General features: G+C 38.5%; 22 protein-coding genes and 1 tRNA gene. 7 read left to right on the top strand and 16 right to left on the bottom strand.

Annotation, left to right across the window (positions count from 1 at the left end; all coding sequences use genetic code 11):
• Positions 1-2 precede the first annotated feature (2 nt).
• From ISU02_RS05805 to ISU02_RS05790, 4 genes are all read left to right on the top strand, one after another.
• Positions 3-272: an ACT domain-containing protein gene (locus ISU02_RS05805; RefSeq protein ID WP_194700861.1), complete on the top strand. Its 270-nt coding sequence runs from the start codon at positions 3-5 to the stop codon at positions 270-272.
• A 15-nt stretch (positions 273-287) separates the two neighbouring features.
• Positions 288-1,646 carry a PFL family protein gene (locus ISU02_RS05800; RefSeq protein WP_194700860.1) on the top strand — a complete coding sequence of 453 codons (1,359 nt, stop codon included), beginning with the start codon at positions 288-290 and terminating at the stop codon, positions 1,644-1,646.
• Between the two features lie 209 nt (positions 1,647-1,855).
• Complete coding sequence (locus ISU02_RS05795) at positions 1,856-2,809, top strand: ROK family protein (RefSeq protein ID WP_194700859.1); 954 nt, start codon at positions 1,856-1,858, stop codon at positions 2,807-2,809.
• A 250-nt stretch (positions 2,810-3,059) separates the two neighbouring features.
• Complete coding sequence (locus tag ISU02_RS05790) at positions 3,060-4,679, top strand: Na/Pi cotransporter family protein (RefSeq protein WP_194700858.1); 1,620 nt, start codon at positions 3,060-3,062, stop codon at positions 4,677-4,679.
• Positions 4,680-4,946: 267 nt separating this feature from the next.
• Here ISU02_RS05790 and ISU02_RS05785 read toward each other — a convergent pair whose 3' ends face one another.
• The 3 genes from ISU02_RS05785 to ISU02_RS05775 form a co-directional block, all read right to left on the bottom strand.
• Complete coding sequence (locus tag ISU02_RS05785; RefSeq protein WP_194700857.1) at positions 4,947-5,312, bottom strand: rhodanese-like domain-containing protein; 366 nt, start codon at positions 5,310-5,312, stop codon at positions 4,947-4,949.
• Between the two features lie 85 nt (positions 5,313-5,397).
• On the bottom strand, positions 5,398-6,261 hold the full coding sequence (locus ISU02_RS05780) for a putative RNA methyltransferase (RefSeq protein WP_194700856.1): 864 nt from the start codon (positions 6,259-6,261) through the stop codon (positions 5,398-5,400).
• Positions 6,262-6,507: 246 nt separating this feature from the next.
• A complete protein-coding gene (locus tag ISU02_RS05775; protein WP_194700855.1) occupies positions 6,508-7,608 on the bottom strand; it encodes a J domain-containing protein in 1,101 nt (366 codons plus the stop codon).
• 175 nt (positions 7,609-7,783) lie between these two features.
• On the opposite strand from ISU02_RS05775, the gene ISU02_RS05770 reads away from it, so the two are divergent.
• Positions 7,784-8,137: a NifB/NifX family molybdenum-iron cluster-binding protein gene (locus ISU02_RS05770; protein WP_194700854.1), complete on the top strand. Its 354-nt coding sequence runs from the start codon at positions 7,784-7,786 to the stop codon at positions 8,135-8,137.
• Between the two features lie 131 nt (positions 8,138-8,268).
• Here ISU02_RS05770 and ISU02_RS05765 read toward each other — a convergent pair whose 3' ends face one another.
• Both ISU02_RS05765 and grxC read right to left on the bottom strand, forming a co-directional pair.
• Complete coding sequence (locus ISU02_RS05765; RefSeq protein WP_194700853.1) at positions 8,269-8,955, bottom strand: MBL fold metallo-hydrolase; 687 nt, start codon at positions 8,953-8,955, stop codon at positions 8,269-8,271.
• 2 nt (positions 8,956-8,957) lie between these two features.
• Positions 8,958-9,212 (bottom strand): glutaredoxin 3, encoded by a 255-nt coding sequence (gene grxC / locus ISU02_RS05760; RefSeq protein WP_194700852.1) that lies wholly within the window; start codon positions 9,210-9,212, stop codon positions 8,958-8,960.
• A gap of 152 nt (positions 9,213-9,364) precedes the next feature.
• Between grxC and ISU02_RS05755 the strand changes: the two genes are divergently transcribed.
• Positions 9,365-10,552, top strand: coding sequence for an MFS transporter (locus ISU02_RS05755; RefSeq protein WP_194700851.1), 1,188 nt, complete (start codon positions 9,365-9,367; stop codon positions 10,550-10,552).
• A 241-nt stretch (positions 10,553-10,793) separates the two neighbouring features.
• On the opposite strand, the gene ISU02_RS05750 is transcribed toward ISU02_RS05755, so the two are convergent.
• The 5 genes from ISU02_RS05750 to ISU02_RS05730 form a co-directional block, all read right to left on the bottom strand.
• Positions 10,794-11,411 (bottom strand): hypothetical protein, encoded by a 618-nt coding sequence (locus tag ISU02_RS05750; RefSeq protein WP_194700850.1) that lies wholly within the window; start codon positions 11,409-11,411, stop codon positions 10,794-10,796.
• Positions 11,412-11,696: 285 nt separating this feature from the next.
• Positions 11,697-12,863, bottom strand: coding sequence for an iron-containing alcohol dehydrogenase (locus tag ISU02_RS05745; protein WP_194700849.1), 1,167 nt, complete (start codon positions 12,861-12,863; stop codon positions 11,697-11,699).
• Between the two features lie 176 nt (positions 12,864-13,039).
• A complete protein-coding gene (locus ISU02_RS05740; protein WP_194700848.1) occupies positions 13,040-13,408 on the bottom strand; it encodes a MerR family transcriptional regulator in 369 nt (122 codons plus the stop codon).
• Between the two features lie 53 nt (positions 13,409-13,461).
• Complete coding sequence (locus tag ISU02_RS05735; RefSeq protein WP_194700847.1) at positions 13,462-14,592, bottom strand: aldo/keto reductase; 1,131 nt, start codon at positions 14,590-14,592, stop codon at positions 13,462-13,464.
• 96 nt (positions 14,593-14,688) lie between these two features.
• Positions 14,689-16,698 carry a methyl-accepting chemotaxis protein gene (locus ISU02_RS05730; RefSeq protein WP_194700846.1) on the bottom strand — a complete coding sequence of 670 codons (2,010 nt, stop codon included), beginning with the start codon at positions 16,696-16,698 and terminating at the stop codon, positions 14,689-14,691.
• Between the two features lie 196 nt (positions 16,699-16,894).
• Here ISU02_RS05730 and ISU02_RS05725 point away from each other — a divergent pair.
• Positions 16,895-16,969, top strand: a tRNA-Thr gene (locus ISU02_RS05725).
• 140 nt (positions 16,970-17,109) lie between these two features.
• Here ISU02_RS05725 and ISU02_RS05720 read toward each other — a convergent pair.
• The 6 genes from ISU02_RS05720 to ISU02_RS05695 all read right to left on the bottom strand — a co-directional run bounded on the left by ISU02_RS05720 (position 17,110) and on the right by ISU02_RS05695 (position 23,918).
• On the bottom strand, positions 17,110-19,104 hold the full coding sequence (locus ISU02_RS05720; protein ID WP_194700845.1) for a RiPP maturation radical SAM C-methyltransferase: 1,995 nt from the start codon (positions 19,102-19,104) through the stop codon (positions 17,110-17,112).
• A complete protein-coding gene (locus ISU02_RS05715) occupies positions 19,101-20,543 on the bottom strand; it encodes a radical SAM family RiPP maturation amino acid epimerase (RefSeq protein WP_194700844.1) in 1,443 nt (480 codons plus the stop codon). The genes ISU02_RS05720 and ISU02_RS05715 overlap by 4 nt, the downstream gene beginning before the upstream one ends.
• 173 nt (positions 20,544-20,716) lie before the next feature.
• Positions 20,717-20,989: a Nif11-like leader peptide family RiPP precursor gene (locus ISU02_RS05710; RefSeq protein WP_194700843.1), complete on the bottom strand. Its 273-nt coding sequence runs from the start codon at positions 20,987-20,989 to the stop codon at positions 20,717-20,719.
• A 37-nt stretch (positions 20,990-21,026) separates the two neighbouring features.
• Entirely contained in the window at positions 21,027-21,308 is a 282-nt protein-coding gene (locus ISU02_RS05705; RefSeq protein ID WP_194700842.1) for a Nif11-like leader peptide family RiPP precursor, read from the bottom strand.
• 68 nt (positions 21,309-21,376) lie between these two features.
• Positions 21,377-21,628 carry a Nif11-like leader peptide family RiPP precursor gene (locus ISU02_RS05700; RefSeq protein ID WP_194700841.1) on the bottom strand — a complete coding sequence of 84 codons (252 nt, stop codon included), beginning with the start codon at positions 21,626-21,628 and terminating at the stop codon, positions 21,377-21,379.
• 106 nt (positions 21,629-21,734) lie between these two features.
• Positions 21,735-23,918: an NHLP bacteriocin export ABC transporter permease/ATPase subunit gene (locus ISU02_RS05695; protein ID WP_194700840.1), complete on the bottom strand. Its 2,184-nt coding sequence runs from the start codon at positions 23,916-23,918 to the stop codon at positions 21,735-21,737.
• Positions 23,919-23,934 lie beyond the last annotated feature (16 nt).

Raw genomic sequence — 23,934 nt, 5'->3', positions numbered from 1 at the left:
AAATGAATGCTTATGTTTCAGTAATGGGTATGGATAAAAAAGGCATAATTAAAGAAGTGGCAACTGTACTCTCAAATAATGGCGTCAATATTCTAGACATTAATCAAACCATCGTCAGGGGTTGTTTCACTATGGTTATGTTCGTCGATTTGAGTGAGTTAACAACAGATTTAGCGGGTTTAAAAGCAGAGTTATCTGTTCCTGCAAATGCTATGAATTTGAGAATTAAGGTACAACATGACGCTATTTTTTCAGCTATGCATACCTTGTAAACTATAGGAGGAAACATGAACAATTTTAACAATATATTAGAAACGATCCATATGATCGAAAGAGATAAACTGGATATAAGAACCATCACCATGGGAATCTCTCTCTTGGATTGCTGTGATACAAACGGCGAAATTGCCCGTCAAAAGATTTATAAAAAGATCACCACACTTGCAAAAGATCTTGTAAAAGTAGGTGAAGAAATAGAGGAAAAATACGGCATTCCCATCATCAATAAACGCATCTCTGTAACGCCGATTTCAATTGTGGCACAAGCTTGTGATGATAAGAATTATGTGGCTTTTGCTCAAACGCTTGATGCTGCAGCTAAAGCTGTTGGTGTCAACTTCATAGGTGGTTTTTCCGCCCTAGTTCAAAAAGGCTACACAAAAGGTGATCAAATTTTGATCGAATCCATCCCTAAAGCACTTGCTGTTACAGATCGCGTTTGTAGTTCAATTAATGTGGGGTCCACTAAAGCTGGCATTAATATGAATGCCGTCAGAGATCTTGGCCGCATTATCAAAGAGACTGCGGCACTGACTAAAGATCAGGAGAGTATTGGTTGCGCTAAACTCGTAGTATTTGCAAATGCTGTCAACGACAACCCTTTCATGGCAGGTGCCTTTCACGGTGTCACTGAGGCAGAATGTGTCATACATGTTGGCATCAGTGGTCCCGGTGTGGTAAAGGTTGCTCTTGAACAAGTAAAGGGCCAACCCTTTGATGTGGTGGCTGAAACCATCAAAAAAACAGCTTTTAAAATCACGCGTGTCGGACAGCTCGTTGCCAATGAAGCTTCTGAAAAACTTGGCGTCCCTTTTGGCATCATCGATTTATCGCTTGCCCCAACGCCTGCGGTTGGTGACAGTGTTGCCAGAATTCTCGAAGAAATAGGTCTTGAAGCTTGTGGTTGTCACGGCACTACTGCAGCCCTTGCCATGCTTAACGATGCTGTGAAAAAAGGCGGCGTTATGGCCTCATCACACGTAGGTGGATTAAGTGGTGCTTTCGTTCCAGTCAGTGAAGATGAAGGTATGATTGCCGCTGTTAAAATGGGGGCTTTGACCATTGATAAATTAGAGGCTATGACTTGTGTCTGCTCCGTCGGTCTGGATATGATCGCTATTCCGGGGGATACACCTGCCAGTACGATTTCTGCCATCATTGCCGATGAAGCTGCTATCGGCGTGATTAACAATAAAACCACTGGCGTCAGAATTATTCCCGTCATTGGAAAATCCCTTGGAGAAGAAGCTGAATTTGGTGGCTTATTGGGCACCGGTCCTATTATGAAGGTCAGTCCGTTCTCCAGTGAAGCCTTTATCGCAAGAGGCGGTAGAATTCCCGCCCCTATTCACAGTTTTAAAAATTAAAAAGATAGCCACAAAGCATAAAAGAGACTAGAACAAATCTTTATCGACTTGTTCTAGTCTCTTTCAGTAATTGTATCCTTAAATGAATAGAATTTTTTTGATACGTTTTACCAATCGCCTCTTCTGATGATGCAAGGATACTTTTTTAAATGCAATCATGATTGACTTATCTATATAAATGGTATAATTATTTCATATGGAGGTAGCTTATGAATAAATGGATTGGATTAGATATTGGTGGTACTAAAATTTTAGGGGCTCTTTATGGTGAAGATAATAAATCCATAGCACAGAGCAAAAAGAAAACGAAAGCACAGGAGGGTGTTGAGATTGTCATGGAACAAGTCTTCAAGGTTATTGATGCCCTTTATGAGACCATCCCTAAAGATGAAACTTCAACGCTTTTAGGTATTGGCATAGGTGTTCCAGGGATCGTCACAACAGATGGAATTGTAAAATTCTCTCCGAATATCCCCTTTAAGGATTTTGAATTAAAATCTTTAATTGAAAAAAGATATCAGGTTCCTGTCTCCGTTGGCAACGATGTCAATGTGGCTATGTTTGGAGAGTATAAATTCATTTCTGATCCTGCCAACAAAAACGTCTTGGGATTATTTGTTGGCACTGGCATTGGTGGTGCCATTATTATTGACGGTGAATTATACGTTGGGCAAGGTGCCGCTGCAGAATTTGGACATATCGTTGTCAATGCTGATGGTGCCTTTTGCGGCTGTGGTGCACAGGGTTGTCTAGAAGCATATGCTTCTAAAACGGCCATGCAAAGATATGTTGAAACACAACTTTCTAAAGGACGTCTTTCTGTTCTTAAGGATTTTCATGAAAAAGATGGCGCTGTCATTAAAAGCTCTACTCTTCAAAAAGCCTATGAAGCCAATGATACTTTAGCGGTTGAAGTGATTCAGTATGCTTCAAAATACTTGGGCATTGCCATTGGAAGCTTAGTCAACATGTTCCATCCAGATCTCTTTATTCTTGGTGGTGGCATCATGGAATCCCTGGGAAAAGAAATGATGCCGCTTGTGTTAAAGGAAGCTGAAAGACATGCAATGCCAAGTCTATTGGATTCTGTGCGTTTTGAAATCAGTAAACTTGGTGATGATGCTGGCATTTATGGTGCATTTCAACTTATCAAAAGGGACTAATCAAAAGGGACTAAATTTCTTTTAGCTTGAACTCTGTTATGGACAGATTTTTGTATTACTCTAAATACAAAAGCGAGCGTTAACATTTTGTTCACATATTTTACTTGGTTTTAACATACACTTAACTTAGAATTAACTCAACTGCATGCTGTCTCTGTTAGAATAGATAGGTAATTATTTTTATCACATTATGTAGATAATTAAGATGTAGGTATTTAAAATTGAGATTTTCATAAGGAGGCATTGGGCAATGTCGATCGCTATTGGCGCAATAGGTGGATTAGGCCTATTTCTTTACGGCATGCAGATGATGGGAGCAGGTCTTCAAAAAGCTGCAGGCAAGAAACTTGAAAGAATTATTGAAATATTGACAACAAACCGTTTTATGGGTGTCTTCGTTGGTATGCTCGTCACAGGCATTATTCAGAGTTCAAGTGCAACGACCGTTATGGTTGTTGGGTTTGTAAACGCTGGCATTATGAATTTAACACAAGCAGTTGGTGTTATTATGGGCGCCAACATCGGGACCACAATCACAGGACAAATTGTCTCCATGTCCATTGAAGATATCGCACCAATTTCCATAGGTGTTGGTATGGTCATCTGGATGACGACAAAAAAAGATAGCCGAAAAACACTGGCTGAAATTTTGATAGGCCTTGGCATATTATTTTTAGGTATGGAGTTCTTAAAAGATGCCCTCAAACCCTTAAGAGAATTAGAATCCTTCAACACGATGATTCTCTCGTTGAGTCATCATCCTCTTCTAGGCGTTTTAGTCGGTTTTGCACTGACTTTTATTGTTCAAAGTTCAAGTGCTTCCATTGGGATGCTCATTGCACTTGCTTCTCAAGGTGTTTTACCACTTGCTGCTGCACTTCCAATTCTATATGGAGATAATATTGGCACATGTACCACCGCTCTACTCTCCAGTATTGGTGCAAGTAAAAATGCCAGAAGAGCAGCTATCATTCACTTGGCTTTCAATGCTGTTGGAACGCTCTTATTCGTCATTGTACTTTCAGGTCCAATTGCCAAACTGGTTACAATGTGGGACCCTTCAGATGTTGGCAGACAAATTGCAAATGCACATACTGTGTTTAACTTAGCAAACGTTGTCATTCAATTTCCATTTGCTTTCTTCCTTGTAAAAGTAGCCATGTGGCTTGTTCCTGATAAAGCTGAAGATCATGCAGATGAAAAAATCACACGTTTCATTGACGATCGTATTTTAGAAACGCCAACGATTGCTATAAAAAGTGCCATTAACGAAGCCATAAACATGGGCAACCTAGCAAAAGACAGCCTATCCTTTGCAATGGATGGCTTCTTTGAGGGACAAATCGATAAAGTCAAGAAAACATTTGAGCTTGAAAAAAATATCAATACGCTGGAAACCGTCATCACTGAATTCCTCGTAAAATTGTCCAATAGAGATATTTTGGATACGGATAGACGTTATATTGATGGTCTATTTAACAATATCAATGATATTGAACGCATTGGAGATCATGCAGATAATATTGCAGAGTTGATCCTCTCCGTTAATGAAAAAAATATTGTTTTTACTGAAAAATCTAAAAGCGCTCTATTGATTATGTACAATAAGACAAAAATGACTTATGAGCTCGCATTAAAAGTGCTCGATAAACCGGATCAAGCCATGATCAATCAAGTGATGGCACTTGAAAAAGAACTTGATACGTTAGAACGCGAAGCGCGTCACGACCACTTTACACGCCTTAACAATAATGAATGTAGTACTGAAAATGGCGTTTATTACCTTGAAATTGTCAACAATTTGGAACGAATTTCAGATCTATCTTGTAACCTTGTGAGAGTTGTTTCAGAAACAGTTGAAGTCGCTTAATCTCATAAAATAGCGTGTTCGTCTGAAACAGTATGTTCATACCAACCGATATGTTCGTATAAAGTGATTCATCTATTTTACTAAAAGAAATCCCATTCAAATGATTTCATAATCGATTGAATGGGATCTTTTTTTTATGATTTGTTTTCATCCAAGTAAGTGTCAAAACTGTCCAACTTGTTCTAAAGGTTTAGATGAGAGCACGACAAGGTTTGCACGACTGACTTTGCTTCTCCAGCTCAATAGTAAACGTCGCGTTCACTGCCCTTATCTTCTATATGCTGAAAGACCACCGGACAGATTTACAATTGTTTCTACCCCTAGGCGCTTTAAAATTCTGGCAGCTTGCATACTTCTATGCCCAGATGCACACATGAGAACAACTGGTTTTTCCTTATCCAGTTCTTTTGCCCTACTTGCTAATGATTGGAGCGGTATATTTCTAAAACCCTTAATATTATCTGCTTTAAATTCACTTTGAGTTCGGACGTCTATAAACTGCCTCTTAGTGGTTTTGTCCTTTAGCATTTGATTGAGTGTCTCACCATTAATTTTATCTACTTTGGGCTCTGTTATTTTTTTAAATACAAAGTAGGCCGCTATGGCAACTGCAAAAATGATTATATTGTTCATAAAACCTCCTATAAATACCCCTCCCGTAGGGGGTATTTATATTTTAACATAATCCATAAGCGAGATCAATCTTCTTTTTTATGTTTCAAAAAAAATGCCTTCTTGGTTGTTGGTAAACACCTACACTCACACTGACGGTAACCAATATGGTGTCCATTTTCAGCAAGGCCTCTTTATTTTCTTCTTTTACACGCCAAAAATGTGGTGTCATTAATAGCAACTGGACTAAGTCTTCATTTTTAAGAGTAATATCATAAGCGACATTTTTCACACTTATAATCTCAAGACCTTCTAAATCATTTAGGTATTGTTCATATTCTTTTACTTTTATCTCAGGATAGATCACTTCTTTTAACTGCATCAAATGATTGGTTTCAGGGAAGACTCTGATGAGCACCCCCTCTTTATCGAGCATTCTCTTGCATTCACCCATGTCAATTGGGCTAAATACCGATAATATGCCTGATAGAGATTGCGTCATAAAGGGTGTAAAAAAACTATTTGCAACAAGCCATTGCGCTGCCTTGTGGTGCCTACTCGCCAATTTGACTGCACTCTTTGAAATATCGAGTCCATAATACTTTGTTTCAGCATAATCTAAGCTCTCTATGAGTCTTTTTAAATAGTAACCTTCACCACAGCCTAAGTCCAAAAAGGTTTCAGGACACTTATTTACACGTTCAAAATAAGCTTTCACAGTTGCATTGATTTCATCTGATATGGGTTCATAAAAGCCCTTTGACAAAAAGGATTGTCGCGACGTCACCATTTCCTGAGAGTCTCCGGGGTTCTTGCTCTTTTTTTCATGACTCAATAGCAGGTTGACATAGTCTTCTTTGGCCATATCAAAGCAATGATTGTGATGGCATTTATATAATTTCATCGCTTCTACTGGATAGAGTTCACTGTCGCATACAGGACATTTTAGGCAACTCTTCTTTTGCTTCATTTTAATGCCTCAATCTTTCATATATATATTTGATCGCTCTATAAATATAGCATCACTATTATAACATAATTGATGTATGCCATGCCCAACGTTGTTTCAAAAGACGTTCCAAAATAAAAAAAATATAAAAAAGCACACCAAAGATTTTCACAGGATTCTTAAGTGCGCTTCATTAGACGAAATTATACTTATTAGAGGACCGACACCGAATATAACTAGAGCTAAATTCAGGTGTATTCAAAGACTTTAACTGTACGATATGGACTGATAGTAAGACTCTAAATTAAAGCCATGTGTCGTGACCGATTCAATGGCACGATTAAACACCTGACTCTCTGCAAGAGACATCTCAAGCGAATCGCTCTTAAGATTTGTAATCCATTTGTGAAAATCATCTACTTTAAGACCACTTTTGTTGTTTAGAGTCACAATGGCATTTTTTACGAGGTCAATTACAAGTGACTCATTATCACGTGGTTTGAGATGACTTAAAACATCAGATACATCTTTAGGCGCCCTGTTCAATTTGGAACTGAATTCGTGTAAATAAAAGAAAAGACCATAATTGTGCAGTTTACCAGTGTCCACATTGATGAACCACAAATCCTTATCGATACCCGTCGACGTCAAACCCATGTATTTTAATGCGGTCAAATCATAGAATATGCCTTCACATATTTTGCGATTGCCAAGCGGTTTTAAGTATCCCAAAACGGTTTCCAGAATGACAACTGGCTCAATGCCCTTTGCCTTCTTTAAAACAATATAACCATGACTTGTTGTGTCGAAAGTGTCCACGACCTCAGGTACCTCAATTTTAAAATAGCCCTCGCCCTTATTCTTTATGAGTTCAAGTGAATCCATAAATATTTTTCGTTTCAGCTTTGTAATCTCCAAGAGCACATATGTTTCTGAGACGTACATATACCCTAAATCAATCAATACTCTCTTTAGATATCTAAAGCGCACACATTTACCGTCAACACTTTTGAGTTCAATGCTTTTCTTACGTTTACTTCTTCTTATGTTTTCAGTAAAATCTTTATAGTTTACAGTCTCACTTGATTTCTCAGGCGCTTTATACGAATCTGTTGTCTTTTTGCCTCTGTTTATAATACGCTCTTTTTCATAGAACTTATTTTGATCAATTAAAGTCTGGCCTTCTTGATAGAGCGCATTAATCTTGCTCATTATAAAAAGTGCTTCCTTGACTTCTGAAACGTCAGGATGCCAAATTTTTGCCAATGCTCTGTACTCTTTCTTAATACCTTTTACAGTAAAAAGATCTGATGGCATGTCACAATTCATTATATAAAATTTATCATTAAATTTTTCTCTTGATGTCATAAATGCCTCCAGATTTCAATACCTTTTTTTCCTTATCATTATAACACTTGTTGTCAAATCAATTCAACAAACTCAATTAATAATCATAATTTTACATTGAAATTATTGACATATGCTATAAACGCGGTATAATCAATATGATAAATATATACCCAAATTCAAAGGAGGATTCACTATGAAAATTGCTTTACCAACAAGGAATGGTATGATTGATAGTCATTTCGGCCATTGTGAATATTATACAATCGTAGAACTTGGTCCAAACAAAGAAGTCGTCTCTAAAGAAGTATTAGAAGCACCCCAAGGTTGTGGTTGCAAATCCAATATTGCCTTTACATTGAGAGATCTAGGTGTAGAACTCATGCTTGCTGGCAATATGGGACAAGGTGCCGTCAATGTGCTCTCTGGTCAAAATATAAGCGTTTTAAGAGGATGCTCTGGTGACGTGGATCAAGTTGTATCTGACTACATTGTTGGCAAACTCACAGATAGTCAAATTTCATGTGATCACCATGATTGCAATCATTAATGCATTCTAATATAATAAGACCAAATGCAGTTTAATCATGTTGTTATAAGTTCTATTTGATAAGCTCTATTTGGTCTTTAGTATTTTTTGCATCACAAGAATCCTCAAGAGAATTCGCAATACATATTGGTCTACTCTAAGGTCAACACCATCGTATGCTTAGCCTTGACTTGAATGATGCGGTCATTTTTCAAATCCGAATATAACCGCTCTGTAATCTCATAATCCTCATTAAAATGAATGGGGATTAAATAATTCAAATGCTTTTCGCTTAAAAAATAAGCTGCCGATAGATTATATGCATCCTTCAATCTGGGATCAACTGGGATGAATGCGATATCAATATGATCCACTTGAATACTGTCCACGATTTCTTTAAATTGCCTTGCTTCATCTGCTTGAACCTCTTGCGTCGCATTTTCCCAATGCCACCAGTTGAGATCACCTGAATGAAACAGTGTCTTTTGATCCAATTCGATCAGAAAGGAAACGCCTAAATCCGTGGAATCATAAGTTGAAATTTTAAAGGGAAGTGTTTCATGTACTTCATTGGGTTTTACAAATAATGTTTGATCACAATCAATAAAAGCCTCTCTGATAACAGCTTCATCAGACAATATAAACTGGGCTTTATCCTTAAAAGATTTCAATATTTTCATGGAAAAGTGATCAGAATGCCCATGAGAGACAAAAAAGTAGAGTTTCTTTTGTGGATGAATGAGCGTATCTATATCTGTAATCACGTCAAAAAAAAGCTGCACGGACTCTGTTTCAACAAGTACGCCACTATGAAATAAATGCCATATTTTCATAGTCATCACTACAATCCGAGCAAGTCGTCAAGCTTGCCCTCAGCATCCAATTGATACATGTCATCGCAACCACCAATAAACTGTTCATCTATAAATATCTGGGGCACTGTTCTCCATCCGGTTTGCTTTTTGACTGCTTCAAATTGAGTAGGTTCCTTGTTCACATTAATATTCAGATAATCGACTTTTTTAGAATCCAGCAATCTGAGTGCTTTAATGCAGTAAGGACAAAATCTAGTCGTATATACCGTTACTTTTTTCATCTATAAACCTCCGAAAAATAATATTTATATTATACCATAGGTTCTTTATCATGAATCGTAAGACCTGTGATTTATACGTTAACAATTAGTAAACTCTATAAATAAAATCATTTTGACAGCTCATTTGACAGCTCATATGAAAGGACCCCCTCATGATTACCTTTATATTACTTATCGTAATCTATTTAGCCTTTATCAGCTTAGGGCTTCCAGATGCATTGCTTGGCGTCTCATGGCCTCTAATCAGAGCGGATTGGGCACTAAACTTAGATGCAGTGGGCATTATATCCATAGTCGCTACCTTTGGCACAATTTCCAGTAGTCTTCTAAGTGGCAAGCTTATTCGACACTTTGGTGAAGGACGCATCACATTTTTTAGTGGCCTTTTAACGGGTATTGCCCTGTTGGGTTATGCCTATGCGCCTTCGTATCTCTGGTTAATCGTACTGGCCTTACCGCTTGGATTCGGTGCTGGTTCTGTGGATACGGCACTCAATCACTATGTCTCTCTTCATTTTAAAGCGCATCATATGAATTGGCTTCACTCATTTTGGGGTATAGGTGCCACTGCTGGTCCCATTATTATGTCCAATATTCTATTGCGTACACATTCTTGGAGAAGTGGATATACAACGATCGCCATGATTCAACTCTCTTTGACCACAGTTATATTTTTAAGTCTGCCGCTTTGGAAAAGGCAAGCTTCTATAAATGCACAGGCCACTGAAAACGACATTTCCGATGAAGAAGATATGCGCCCTCAAGTTACAGGTTTTAAGATTATAAGAGTCCGTGGTGTCCCATATGCTCTACTCGTTTTCATATTTTACTGTGCAGCAGAATATGCTATGGGCCTTTGGGGTAGCAGTTATTTGGTTCAAGTGAGAGGCATAACTTTCGAAGTTGCTGCTAACTGGGTGGCACTTTACTATGGTGGCATTACATTGGGACGTATCTTATCAGGTTTCATTTCCTTTAAGCTCAATAATAAGCAACTTATTTTATCGGGTATATGCATGGCCTTATTCGGTTCCATTTTACTACTGTTAAACTTTAACAATTTTACAGTTATGCTTTCTTTTGCACTAATCGGTTTGGGATTTGCCCCAATTTTTCCTTCAATGATTCATGAAACGCCAAGACGTTTTGGTAAGCATTTATCCCAATCCATAATCGGATTTCAAATGGCATCTGCTTACATCGGTGTTGCATTACTGCCACCACTTTTAGGAGTAGTTATCCGACAAACTCAAATGATTGCCTTTCCCTTTTTCGTTGTTTTATGCATTGCAATCCTTTTGTATTTAACCACCACTTTAAATCGCATTCGACAAAGCTAAAGATCGAAAAATAAATCTTCCCAGAAAGTTGAATTCAACTAGATGATTGAATTCACTTAGAAAATTAAATCTGCCTATATTCATTTGTATCCAAAGAAAGAGACGCCAAGACGTCTCTTTTACAACTGTTTTTATGATCGCTCTATTATTGATGACCGACCGTCTTATAATCCCTTCCTCTTACAATCATTTCTCTTGATAATAGGATTCTATTATATATTATTTTATGATAGCTTCTTTTCTATTGATCAAGACTCATCATTAGAAAACCACAAAAAGCTGCATTATCAACCTGTAAAGCCTCGTTAGTGTGTTTTTTTATATCATTGATCAATGTTCTATACTGATTGTAAAACGCAAAGGTGGGTTTGGATACATATTTTAAATCCTCTTCAAAATATGCCAAGATGCCCTTTACCGTTGTGGGTTTGACGAGGACCTCAAAGTTTGGTTTCATGTAAACGCCAAGCACGGTTAGAATTGGCCATTTCGCCGTTTTATAACGTGTCAAAACTTCAATTTGAGCTGTGAACCCAGCCTCTTGATCCCCATAGAGGAAGTCATAAACACCTCCGATAAACTTTGCTTTTTCTTCCTGTGTAAAGGTCTTTGCCAAGTCCTTAAACTTCGCCTTCTCGAAAATAGAAACCAGTGAAGACTGCGAGATCAACTTGATATAATTTTCAAATACAAGATCCACGTCTTCAAAACATTCAACTTCAAAATGCGTATTCACAAATTCTCTCATTTTTTCCACTTTATGCTTTTTTGCGATTGCCATCATTTCAGGTGAATCAAAACCCATCGGATAAGCCATAAAAAAATAATTCTCAAGTGTCTTTAACTTTTCTACATTCATAAGCATTCCTTTCTGGTCAAACAATGTACACAGCTACCACTCATCCATTTTACCCTATTATACCAAATTTGAATCTCGCCTGCCACTCAACAATTTCCAACCTAAAAAATAGGTTCTTTAGGCAAATATCTGTCCAGTTTAGGATCTTTATCGTTACGCGATAGCATTGTCAGGTCTCTGATTGTATCCATTAAACACTTTTTTGGGCATCAAAAAAACTTTCCCTTCATACACTTTTAGTACGAAGAGAAAGTTCCTTCTACAGCTCAAAATAAATGAAACCCCTTACAAACACATCTTAAATATATTTACGATATCTTCCGCTCTTAACGGTTTAAAGCCTTCTAACACACCATCTTGACAAGCTTTTTTAGCCATAATTTCAAAATGTGTTTCATCAATTCCGATTTCAGTCAACGTGCTTTGAAGTTCCAAAGTGTTAAACAAGAAGTCTTCTAGCTTTTCAATACTCTGTTTTGCCACTACCATTGGCTCTAAGCTTTTATCAATGTCGAATACATTGACACCAAAATCATAGAACTTGGATACATTATCTTCATCTAGAGTATAGGTCAACCATCTAGGTGCAATAATAGCCAGTCCAAGGCCATGAGTGATATCATAATATGCTGAGAGTTCATGCTCTATCGGATGACAAGTCCAAGCTTGACGTTTACTGCCTTTCAAAAATCCATTAATCGCCCATGACGACGTCCACATCAAATTGGCACGCGCTTCATAATTATTAGGCTCAGCCATTGCAATTGGTCCGTATTGAATGATGGTTTTCATAAGCCCTTCCATCACACGATCCAACATAAAGAGATCATTTTCCCGATTAAAGTAAATTTCCATAATATGATTCAACATATCTGCCGCACCGCAAGCCGTTTGAAACTTGCTGACTGTATACGTCGTCGTGGGATCTAGAAAGGATACTTTCGGTTGCATCAAAGGTGATCCCATCCCCACTTTTTCTTTTGTCTCTAGATTACTGATCACGCCCATTGCATCCATTTCAGAACCTGTTGCCGATAATGTCAACACCGATATAATCGGCAAGCATTTTTCAACAGGCGCCTTGCCAATGGAAATATCCCAAGCATCCCCATCATAGAAAGCTGCTGCGCCTATGAACTTAGTACAGTCGATAACGGAGCCACCTCCAACAGCAAGCAATACATCAATGCCTTCACGCTTACATATCTCTGCCCCTTCAGTCACCGACGTTACTCTAGGATTGGGATCAATCCCAGCCAATTCAAAGATTTCAAGGCCTGCTTTTTCGAGTTCAGCAATCACTTTATCATAGAGCCCACTTTTCTTTATAGAACCTCCACCATAAGTCAAAAGGACTTTCTTGCCGTATTGACTGACTTCAGAGCCTAATTTTTTCAGATGATTTTCTCCAAAATAAACTTTAGTTGGTATATCGTATACAAATCTATTCATCTTGATCTCCTTTTCTCATCTATAAATGATATTATAAATTGTCGTTCACGCAGTAAAAGTGATACCCATAGTCATTCCATAATAATCAGTCGATTTCTTAACAAAAGCACTCGCATAGAAAAACAGTATAAATCACGTCATGAGCAGAGTATTCTTTTAGAAAATTTAATGACTCATTACGATTCTTTTTTATTGAGCGCACGATTACCGTAAAATTCTATTTTATAGTCTAATCTTTCAATGGTTTGTTTCATCTCTTCAACTTTATCCATTAATATTTTACGTTGTTCTATGATCAACTCCTGTCTTGCCACTTCCGTGCTTTCACCTTGTGCCACCAATGAAACGTATTCTATTAAAACCTCAATGGGCATCCCTGCATTTCTCATACATTTTATGAAATTGATGTTTTTACAGTCATCCTCAGAAAAATCACGCACGCCTGAAGATTTTCTCATGATGCTGGGGATAAGGCCAATACGTTCATAATATCTTATGGTATCTTGACTCAAATCAAGCATTTTACTCACTTCTGAAATGGTCATATTCATTTCCTCCTAATGTGATCTTATGCGCTCCATAATATATTATACACTTTTTATGCTTTTTTCGCTTCAAAATTATCTGCTACTCGGTTAAGCCACTTGATGATCTCTATATGCTGTGGACAGCTTTTTTCACATAGGCCGCATTTTATACAATCTGAAGCTTTGCCGTATTGGTTTATAAGATTTTTATAGTAGACATCTTGAATCGAAATCCCCTCTGTCTTAAATTGAGTCTTATCATTATAAAGTGCAAAATAGTTGGGAATCATGATATTTTGTGGACAATCTGCCACGCAATATTGACAAGATGTGCACGGAATTGAAATGGCCTCATTTATAATTTTAACTGCTTGATCTATAATCTCGTATTCTTCTGACACAAGGGGTTGCATTTCCTCCATGTATTGCGTATTGTCCAATAATTGATCCATTGTAGACATCCCACTTAAAACCATCATCACCTGCTCTTGACTTGCTGCAAATCGAATTGCCCACGAAGCCACAGACATCTCTGGATGATGTTTTTTGAACAGTGCCTCTGCTTTTTCAGGAACAGTGGCAAGCATCCCGCCTTTAATCGGTTCCATAACAATGACCTTTTTTTGGTGCTTCATAGCCACTTCATAGCATTTAGCAGATTGAATCCCCTCATTGTGCCAATCCAAATAATTGATTTGGAGCTGTACAAAGTCAACGTCACTGTGTTTCGTAAGTATTTCATCCAAGAGATCTGCTGTATCGTGAAAAGAAAAACCAATCTGTTTCACTTGACCTGTCTTTTTCTTTTGGCGAATAAAATCAAATGCACCTAGTCGCTCGGCAACTTCATAATTTGAAACGCCTAAATTGTGTAATAAATAATAGTCAAAATAGGTTACACCAGTCTTCTCAAGTTGTTCATTGAATATGCGTTCCATATCATCGACTTCTTTAAGGAACATCGTTGGCAGCTTCGTTGCAATTTCATAGGATGCCCTCGGATGCCTTTTAACCAATGATTCTCTCAACACCACTTCACTTGTGTGATTATGATACATATAAGCTGTATCAAAATAATTAAACCCTCTCTCTAGATAAGTATCTACCATTTGATTTAACTGTTCATAGTCTATAAGAGTTGGGTCATCCTTGTCTAAAACAGGGAGTCTCATAAATCCAAAGCCTAATTTTTTCTGTGTCATTTGCTCATCTCCATCTCTAAAACAATATGTTTATAAACCATCGTAATAACCATATCACTTAGAGTGAACTCCAAGTCAATACTTTTTATAAAAAAATCACACACTAAACTTATCAATCATCACTTGAAGGGATTGTGCCATATTGGCCAATTCTTCACTGGCGCTGGCAATTTCCTGAGCAGCAGCGGATTGCTCTTCAATAGAAGCAGCAGCTTCCTCTGTAGAGGCTGCATTTTGCTGTGCAAGCGCTGAAAGCATGTCAATATTCCCCACAACGGACTCTTTACTCCTTTTCATCTCTTCACTGGAACTGTCAATTTCTTGAATCATCTTTTCAGATTTTTCAACTGCAACAGCTATTGAATCAAATGTTTCAGCCGTCAGACCAACTCTTTGTTCCTGTTCTTTTACAATATCACTCGCTTCTTTCATTTTATCCACTGCAGTTTGTGCGTTTTCTACTAAATCATTTACAATTGCATTGATGATCTCAGTAGTACTTCTGGATTGTTCTGCTAGTTTTCTTATTTCGTCAGCCACAACCGCAAAGCCTTTTCCTTGTTCTCCTGCTCTTGCCGCTTCAATTGAAGCATTTAATGCAAGCAAGTTGGTTTGATTGGATATGTTTAAAATCAAATTGCTGGCTTCACCGATTTTATTTGTACTCTCATTAGTATTTAGAATACTTTGATAGACGACTTGGGCAGCATCACCATTTTCACTCGTTTTACGATTGAGTGCCTCTATCGTCTTAATACCACCTTCAACAAGTTTATTGATTTTATCAAAAGCCACAGAAAGTTCGTGACTTCTCAAAAGGTTGCTTTCAATTTCATCGCTAAGATGATTCAAAGCATTGGAAGCATCCAGAGTATTCTCAGCTTGATCTGTGGCTCCTTTTGCAATTTCTGTTACCGTTTGCGCCACTTCTTGAGAAGCAATTGCCGTCTGTTCTGAAGTTGCATTGAGTTCTTCAGAAGTTGCAGAAACTTGTTCTGATGTATCCAAAACATCTACAATCAAGGCTCTTACGTTTTGAGACATGGTTTGCAAAGATAAAGCCATACTTGCGATTTCATCTTCTCGCTTTTGAATTTTTTGAATGACCTCTTGGTCAATCAAGCTAAAATCAAGATTTGACTGTTTTTCAACAATTTGGATAAGCATTAAAACGGGTTTTGCAATTGCTTTACCGAGAATTGTAGAGATTATAACAGCAATTAAAAGGATCACTACAATGACTATTGCCAGCACCCAAATAAGGTGATTGACCCCTGAGAGCACTTCGGATCGCAATGCAGTACTTGCTAAAATCCAATGTGTCCCCTCGATGTTGATATAGGCATTATATAATTTTTGACCCTGAAAATTATACTGGCTTACACCTTTTTTGTTTGCGATCATTTCCGTAAAAAGAGTCGCAATGGAGACAAACTGATCATCATTTTTAGCGGCTTCAATCGGCGAAAACTGTGTCAAGACCTTCTCTCTATCAGGGTGGGCTATTGTGACACCTTCATCGGTTATAATATAAGCATAACCAGATTCGCCATATCCCATTTCGCCTATAATTTCAGACAGCACATAACCATCCTTTTCTGCGATTAAAGCCCCTACAATTTTATCGTCCTCTGTAATAGGCACTGCATACATGAGTACTGGAGAATTGGTGACTTTACTGATCAGTACATCTGAAACATTGGCTTCACCATTTAATGCCCTTTTTACATACTCGCGATCTGATAAATCAACTTCATTCTCATCAACTATGTAACGCGCACTCCCATCTGGCGTGACAATTGCCATATCTAAATAGCCTAATCTTTCCACATCTACGCGGAGTGATTCTCTTTGAATGTCAAACGCCATCGTCCTAGTTCGAGCTCTATTCGCTACTTCCTGTAATATGAGTAAGCGATCTTCTAAAATCGTTGCAATCTTCTGTGCCCCTAAAACGGTCTCTTGCTCGAGCATGGATTCAGTTTCTTCAATCATTGAACTGCGACTTATATAGATGGATATCCCCCCGACGAGGATACAAATTGAAACTGCAAATACACTCACATATCGTGCGATTTCCTTAGCAATACTCTTTTTAGTTCGCATATTTCCCTCCTTACGATCCCTTCGCATAACAAATGACAATATGTTATTTTTTTAACAGGTCCCATCAAAAAAATAAATATCTTCAATTTTATATTACCCTTTTTGGTAACAAAATATACATTTATTTACCTTATAAAATATAGGGGTTGACAAACATATCATTAAAGTCGTAAAGTTATATTAGAAATAATATTGTGCTGATGTGGCTCAGGGGTAGAGCAGCGCACTCGTAATGCGCAGATCGTGGGTTCAAATCCCATCATCAGCTCCAAAAAAAATCATGCCTATTGAATTTGTTCTCTTTAGGCGTGATTTTTTTTCTTTAACACTCTATTTGGAATTAGTTAGTTTAGAATCCTTTTTATCCTCAAAATTGCATCTCAATATCTTATAATCTCAAATTTGGGAGGTCTAATCCCTAACGCCGGTTTTTTTATCCTGCTTTATGATCCATCCCATTGGATCTTGATCTTTAGGGCTATAAGGCACACTGGGAATTTCAATCGCCAGTGACAACAATCTCTTATCAATGCTTATGATCAACTTATGTTCTAAGAGAAACCGAAATGCAACATCAATCTCATCATCACATGCGCCATGCTCTAAGCACAGTTTTCGAATTTCACTTGCTTTAGAAGCATTCTCACAAGCCATATAAATTACTTTAAAAATACCTTCAAGCTGAAATATATTTTTTACAGCTACTGGACGTGTATCTCTTATTATCAATTTTTCAGAGTGTACTTCCATTGTCAGTGTTGGCGGCTGTTCGCTTCGAGCTGCCTCTAGCCACTTCCAAACTGCAAAACCCAACTGCTCAAGCCCTGTTCTTGGAAACAACTTTCTCATTCTAGGATCTTCTCTCTTTAAAGTGTAAAAATCATCTTCAAAAGTATTGGCAAGTGCCGTTTGTTCATCCGATGTCAATGGATAAATATAAGTATTCACCTTAGACGGTTTTAATTTAAGTACATACTGATCACTGTGATCAAAGTAATGACTGTTGCGCTGATATTGGACATAACCCATACCCGCTGGCGGATATAAATGTGTAAGCGCTGGCACTAGCTCTGCCATTTCCCTATACCATTCATCACGATCTCCAGGATAGTCATATAAGATGCTCCAATAGCTTCGAATACCATATTGACAGCTCCATTTAAGCGTTTGAATGTTTTGCCAAGCTGTGACGCCCTTTTGCATCATTTTCAAAGCTTCACTATGAAGGCTCTCTATCCCTGGCTGGCACATAATAAAACCTGCTTCTCTCAACATCTTAAAGTGCTGCTTAGACATACTCGTTCTAATTTCACAAAACATTCTATAAGGAGCACCACGTTTTATAAGTTCTGGAATAAGATCTTCAAAGTATTTCATATCCAAGACATTGTCTAAAAATTCAAAGTGATTTACGCCGTAACGACTGCTTAAATGATCTAACTCAGACAATATTTTCTCGGCTGGACGTATGCGATAGGCTATTTTAGGTATGTTTAAGCCACAGAATTTACATTTGCCATACCAACACCCTCTAGAGGATTGTATGGGCAAAGTTGGCCTTATTCTTCTACTCACTTCTGGCAAAGCTTCGAATATCTTAAAATAATCTTCATAAGTGGGTTCTATCTGATTATGAAAAGAACTTGCCAAGGCTCTAAAGTCTTTTTCACTTTTAATCTCTGAATAGCCATATTGTCGATGCAAGGGGCCAATTACCCCTATAGGCAAATCCGCAACGGATACTTCCCTGCCATGCTTAAAGATCTGACGCGTCAACTGCACCATTAAATCTTCACCCTCTCCCGAGATCACGTAATCTACCCAATGAAAGTGTTCATGGGTGGCAATCCCCATGATGGCTTCACAATCTGCACCGCCCATTAAAGTGATTGTTTCCGGATTCAGTTCATGTATTTTTCTAAGCAGTGCCAGCGAAGGCACTCTCTGCGATAGACTTGAAGAACACCCAACGATTTTAGGAGACATTCTTAGAATTTGTTCCGCCAATTTAACTGTAAACTTTTCCGCTTCACAGCGTACATGATTGAGCTTCAGTTTGAGTTCAACCATGCTCATTTGTTCAGTTTTTCCAATCAGTGCATGTATTTTATGGATAAACTGCTCCTCGTCAGGTTTAAAGTTTGGAAAAGCAATAGATGCAAAAGACCATTCTGCAATTAATACCCGAGGGTCCGCATGATGACTCTGATCATACAAATCCAGTCCAATCTGCTCGCTGAAAAGAAGATTCGCATAAATGCTTTTAGCCTTGATCCCGCCTTCAACCAAAGTGGATTGTAAGAGTCCTAAAGCCAATGAGGGGATTTGCGGATTACAATAAGGCATGCACACGAGACATACCTCTGCAGAATCTAAGAAGATGGGATTTTCAACCGTGTAATTCAATTGCCAATCACCTCTGATTTCAAAGTGGATCTTTTTAAAGTAGGATCTTCCAAAAGCCCTTGATCGTAGAGTTTTTGAATAGATGATATGATGGCTAATACATCTAAATTTTCTATCATCAATCGGTCAATCACTTCTGATGCGGTCGAATTGCCTTCAAAAATCAATTGTCCCAGCTTAACCAAATGCGGTGCGCCCACCATCTTATGAGACCGATAAGGCGTTTGAAGGTGAAAACCATCATGTAATGCCGTAAAGTTTAAATCTTGACGGAAACGCAACAACTCGTCTGATTTGACTTGAAGCCTCATCAACTGTTCCATTGTGCTCTCCATAAAATCGTTCAATTCAACTGCGTTCGAGAATTCACCTTCAGCAAAGGTATAGTAACCAAGTGGATACTCATCTGAAGGCGGACATGGACTCACAAGTTTGATGGTTTTATCAGACATATTGACCAAATAGCCTGTGACACAGGCAATCGTATGATCTTTAACCACTTCAGCTGTAGACTCTGCTCTGCTTCTATTTCGACCAGAAGGTGCCAAAAAGGGTTTTCTCGACTCTGAATATTGCAATATAAGTTCTGTCATCGATAAATCTTCTGCTGAAAAGAGCGCATGGACTCTATCTAGTTCTGCCTTTGAGAGAATGGAGAATCGATCAGCAGCCGTTGGATGCTCGCGTCGAAAGGTTAAGAGCTCATTTGTCCAGTTCAAATTGCGCGTTGCTGCAGCAGTTGTCGTTTGTGGATATATACCTGTCTTTTGGCCAAAGTCAGACATAAATTTGAAATAGTCCGGATTGTCTGTAGGCTCTGTTCCCCAGTAACATACGCCTGTTCCAGCAGTAGTGCCAAGTTGATCAGATACCACCTCCAACACAGATTGCCATAATCTTGCATTTTCATCGGTATATAAAAATACTTTTTCAAGTGCTTCAGAGGCAAGGCCGCAAAACGGACACTGCATTGAGCACCCTTTACTGAGTTCAAACGCAATCGTTGCATGAACAATCCCGGCACTGGTGGCACTGCCCATTTGACTGGAACATCTATTGACCTGACGTTTATGCCATGCATTAAATTTTTGATGAGGCGTTTCTTCAGTTTTCTTGCGCCAAACTTCACGATAATCATGAGTTGCCTGACGCCAGCGTTTCCATAGAAGAGCCTGAGGTTTATCCTGTATTTCTGCTATTGTAATCTCTCGCATCAGTGGAAATTCAGGCACAAGTGCAAGCATCTGTATGGGATCAACGCCTATTATCCCTTTGGATTCCAAAAGTGGTGTACATGCATGTGGACTCGCCTTCACCCTTTCATAGAAATCCGTATCCCCCACAACACACTCAAAAAAACGTTTGATATGAGGTAACAATCTTTTTTCCTCTTGACTCACTTCATCACTAAACTCTCCGCAAAAATACAGTTTATCCATAACCCCTATTCTCTCCTCTATGTTCAAATCCATTTTGTTCAAGTCTTCTAAATTCAAGTCTCCATATACCTTTAAAGGTCTTGATGACAAGACTCAGGTCACTAAACCTGAGTCACAAAAGCGTTCATCTTGATTCATCTCCATTTCCACTTTTACATCTTGCCATGAGCTCTCTAACCGATTAAAAATACCACACCAGCCACTGTAACACCTTGAGCTATTGCAATACCCACAATACCACCCGCTACATTTTCCAAATCATCCTCGCTGAGTTCGCCGCTGGCTGCTTGGGCCTCTTGAACATCTTTTAATGTAAAATTAAAACCCTTATGATTTGCAAATTCTATAATCGAACCTACCTCTGTGCCAAGCGCCTTAAATTCATCAAGCATCTCCGAATCCTCTCGCATTGCTTGATTAAAGCGTTCTATTTCACCATAAGACATATTTGCTCCTCCTTTAAGAATTTACTTTAAGTAAAGACTACAATACAAATAGTGCATCCGCTATGCCACCGACCACATGGTCAAAGTCGCCTTTTCCACTTGCAACACACACAAGGCCACCAGCAACATCACCTAATTCTTCTTCAGATAACTCGCCGCTCTTATCCTTTTGACTATTGAGGTCTTCAAGGGTAAATTTATAGCCTTTGGCATTCGCAAATGCCACTATTTTTTCCACATCATTTCCTATGGCCTTAATGGCTTCGAGTAATGTCTTATCTTCAATGGCGTCTTTATTAAATCGTTTAATTTCATCCATTTTTACTCAGTCCTTTCTCGTGACCGATTATTTCACAACTTAATTCCATATCAACTTAGAGTCTTGGCTTAAAGCACAAATGCGGCTGCCACAACACCTGTAATAACACAGGATAGGCCACCTACAACTTCATCTAACTGTTCTTCAGAAAGTTCTGAATTTCCCTCATTTTGCTTCTCTAGATCCGCCACTGTGAATTTATAGCCCTTGGCATTTGCATATGCCACAATTTTTTCCACATCATTGCCCAGCGCTTTAATTTCCTCTAACATTTCTGGGTTGCCTAAAACTGCCTCGTTGAATTTTTTAATCGCTTCCATTTTTTTCTCCTTTTTTTTAAATAAATTGGGTTGTGTTTAGTAACATCGTATTTTTATAAACGCCTTAATTGTAACAAGCTATTACCGTCAATCCCCCCTTTCAAATCTATGCCAGTTGACGCTTTGCAAGCTCTGCAAATTTGCCCCCTAAACGCATGAGTTCCTCATAATTACCTTCTTCCACAATCTTGCCTTTATCCAGTACGATAATGCGATCACAATTCATAACCGTGCTGAGTCGGTGCGCTATGACAATCCTTGTTGCATTGAGTTTGTCTAGACTCTCACTGACAATTTTCTGAGTTCGATTGTCGAGTGCGCTTGTTGCCTCATCAAAATAGAGAATTTTGGGCTTATTGACAATCGCTCTAGCAATCATCAGCCGTTGCTTTTGTCCACCCGATAAAGTCCCGCCACCTTCAGATACAACAGTATGAAGGCCCATTGGCATCTTCTGAATATCTTCGTATAAACCTGACATTTTAGCGGCTGCTTCAGCATCTTGCATGGTGAGGTTCGCATTTGACCCTACGATGTTGGTATAAATATCACCTGACATCAATTGGCCATTTTGAAGCACCACGCCAAGTTGTTTTCTCATGCCCCTGATATCTATGCTGTCAAGATCTTGTCCACTGTAATAAACCTTACCGGTCTTTGGCTTTTCGAATCCCAATAAAATACGCAAAAGTGTTGATTTACCACAGCCTGATGGGCCAACTAGAGCGATGTATTCTCCCGGTTTTACCTTTAAAGAAATATCGTTGAGAATTAAAGGCCCATCGTCAATGTACTTAAAAAACACTTGACCGATTTCAATGGAACCATCCAGTTCACCGCAATCTGCCTTGTCCTCATCATATTCTGGTAAAGTCTCCAAAATAGGTCTTGCACTTTCAAAAATCGGTTTGATGGTGTTCAGAGTTAAAAAGATATCTGTAAATTGAAGCATGGCACTCAAAAAAATCGAAAATGCAGAATAAAAGGCGATATAACTGCCAATGGACATCGTTTGAAGTGCTGAATTTGCACCAATTATTGAAAAGAGTACCATAGACGTGATCACTGGAAATACCGTATTGAATGTGGTTGAAAAATTTTGAAGCGTCTCTTTTTTAAAAGCAATTTTGCGCTGTTCTGCAAAGGCAGTTGCCCATTTATAAAAAGCTCTTGTTTCTGAACCTGAAACTCTAAATTTACTCACACCACCAATGATCTGAAGCACGAGTCCGGAGATTTTATTGGTCACTTCAACCCATTGTCTTTCATAGCGTATTTGAAAAAAGCCAAGACCTATCGTAAAAGCAATGGCAATCACAATTAATCCCAGACCAGTCCATGCCAATTTAGAACTATATCTGAACATCAAAAAACCATTGAATATAGAAAATATGCCTGAAATAATCGTATTTAAAGTTGTCGCTGACAAAGTCTTTCTAATTTGATTGATGCTCATAGCGCGCATTGCCAACTCACCAGAGGAATAATCCTTAAAAAAGGGCGCTGGAAGACTTATTAATCGATCCCAAATTGCCGCCTGTGTTCCGCTGTCCATTCGGGTTTCAATGCGCATCATGGCAAATGACCTCGTCAAATCAAACAGGACTTTTCCCACGGCAAAGGACAATAACAACGCCCCAATTTGAAAGAGCTGATACCGATCTGCTTGTGGAATCACTCTATCCATCATAATCCCAGTTGCAATTGGATTGATCATGCCAATAAGTCCACCCAAAAGGCCCATTAAAACCACCATAAAAACATCTCTTTTGGATACGCTTTCACCACTGAAAATGAGGAGATCTTTTGGCTTTAACGCCTTAGAGGGAAAAGGTCTGTAAAAGGTATACGCCATGCCCTTAATATTGAATGCTTCCTCATGAGTCAAAGGGATGCACTGACCATTGGAAACGTCATGGATTTCATACTTGTCAGGAGCAATGGGAATAAGTGCAAGGGGCCTGTTATTCGCTTCTGAAAATGCCAGTAAAGGTCCACTGTCAGTTCGCCACCATTCTCCTTTTAATGCAACTTGTCGGTGTCTTATTTGAGAAGCTCTGACGATCTCCAAGAGCGGATCTTTTGAGTTTAAAAGTTTCTCTTTTTTAGGCACGATTAAGTGAATCTTCATTTTTTGAGCAACCAGCAGGCAAGCTGCAACTAAAGGATCTTCGGATCGTAGATTTTCATGCTTTGATTTATTTCCAGAAACTGACGCGAGTTCAAGCAGTGCTTTGTCCATATAATTTTGTTGTCTCTCTTGTCGTTTCTTTAATTGATTCACAGTCATCCCTTAGCCTCCTTTC

Source organism: Fusibacter ferrireducens (assembly GCF_015352425.1).
GTDB classification, from domain to species: domain Bacteria; phylum Bacillota; class Clostridia; order Peptostreptococcales; family Acidaminobacteraceae; genus Fusibacter_A; species Fusibacter_A ferrireducens.
Note: the sequence above shows the minus strand (reverse complement) of the source record. Positions and strands in the feature narration are given on the sequence as shown.

Coding starts and splice junctions, on each gene's coding strand:
- ISU02_RS05805 (WP_194700861.1), top strand. CDS start 3: ATGAATGCTTATGTTTCAGTAATGGGTATGGATAAAAAAGGCATAATT.
- ISU02_RS05800 (WP_194700860.1), top strand. CDS start 288: ATGAACAATTTTAACAATATATTAGAAACGATCCATATGATCGAAAGA.
- ISU02_RS05795 (WP_194700859.1), top strand. CDS start 1,856: ATGAATAAATGGATTGGATTAGATATTGGTGGTACTAAAATTTTAGGG.
- ISU02_RS05790 (WP_194700858.1), top strand. CDS start 3,060: ATGTCGATCGCTATTGGCGCAATAGGTGGATTAGGCCTATTTCTTTAC.
- ISU02_RS05785 (WP_194700857.1), bottom strand. CDS start 5,312: ATGAACAATATAATCATTTTTGCAGTTGCCATAGCGGCCTACTTTGTA.
- ISU02_RS05780 (WP_194700856.1), bottom strand. CDS start 6,261: ATGAAGCAAAAGAAGAGTTGCCTAAAATGTCCTGTATGCGACAGTGAA.
- ISU02_RS05775 (WP_194700855.1), bottom strand. CDS start 7,608: ATGACATCAAGAGAAAAATTTAATGATAAATTTTATATAATGAATTGT.
- ISU02_RS05770 (WP_194700854.1), top strand. CDS start 7,784: ATGAAAATTGCTTTACCAACAAGGAATGGTATGATTGATAGTCATTTC.
- ISU02_RS05765 (WP_194700853.1), bottom strand. CDS start 8,955: ATGACTATGAAAATATGGCATTTATTTCATAGTGGCGTACTTGTTGAA.
- grxC (WP_194700852.1), bottom strand. CDS start 9,212: ATGAAAAAAGTAACGGTATATACGACTAGATTTTGTCCTTACTGCATT.
- ISU02_RS05755 (WP_194700851.1), top strand. CDS start 9,365: ATGATTACCTTTATATTACTTATCGTAATCTATTTAGCCTTTATCAGC.
- ISU02_RS05750 (WP_194700850.1), bottom strand. CDS start 11,411: ATGAATGTAGAAAAGTTAAAGACACTTGAGAATTATTTTTTTATGGCT.
- ISU02_RS05745 (WP_194700849.1), bottom strand. CDS start 12,863: ATGAATAGATTTGTATACGATATACCAACTAAAGTTTATTTTGGAGAA.
- ISU02_RS05740 (WP_194700848.1), bottom strand. CDS start 13,408: ATGACCATTTCAGAAGTGAGTAAAATGCTTGATTTGAGTCAAGATACC.
- ISU02_RS05735 (WP_194700847.1), bottom strand. CDS start 14,592: ATGACACAGAAAAAATTAGGCTTTGGATTTATGAGACTCCCTGTTTTA.
- ISU02_RS05730 (WP_194700846.1), bottom strand. CDS start 16,698: ATGCGAACTAAAAAGAGTATTGCTAAGGAAATCGCACGATATGTGAGT.
- ISU02_RS05715 (WP_194700844.1), bottom strand. CDS start 20,543: ATGGATAAACTGTATTTTTGCGGAGAGTTTAGTGATGAAGTGAGTCAA.
- ISU02_RS05710 (WP_194700843.1), bottom strand. CDS start 20,989: ATGTCTTATGGTGAAATAGAACGCTTTAATCAAGCAATGCGAGAGGAT.
- ISU02_RS05705 (WP_194700842.1), bottom strand. CDS start 21,308: ATGGATGAAATTAAACGATTTAATAAAGACGCCATTGAAGATAAGACA.
- ISU02_RS05700 (WP_194700841.1), bottom strand. CDS start 21,628: ATGGAAGCGATTAAAAAATTCAACGAGGCAGTTTTAGGCAACCCAGAA.
- ISU02_RS05695 (WP_194700840.1), bottom strand. CDS start 23,918: ATGACTGTGAATCAATTAAAGAAACGACAAGAGAGACAACAAAATTAT.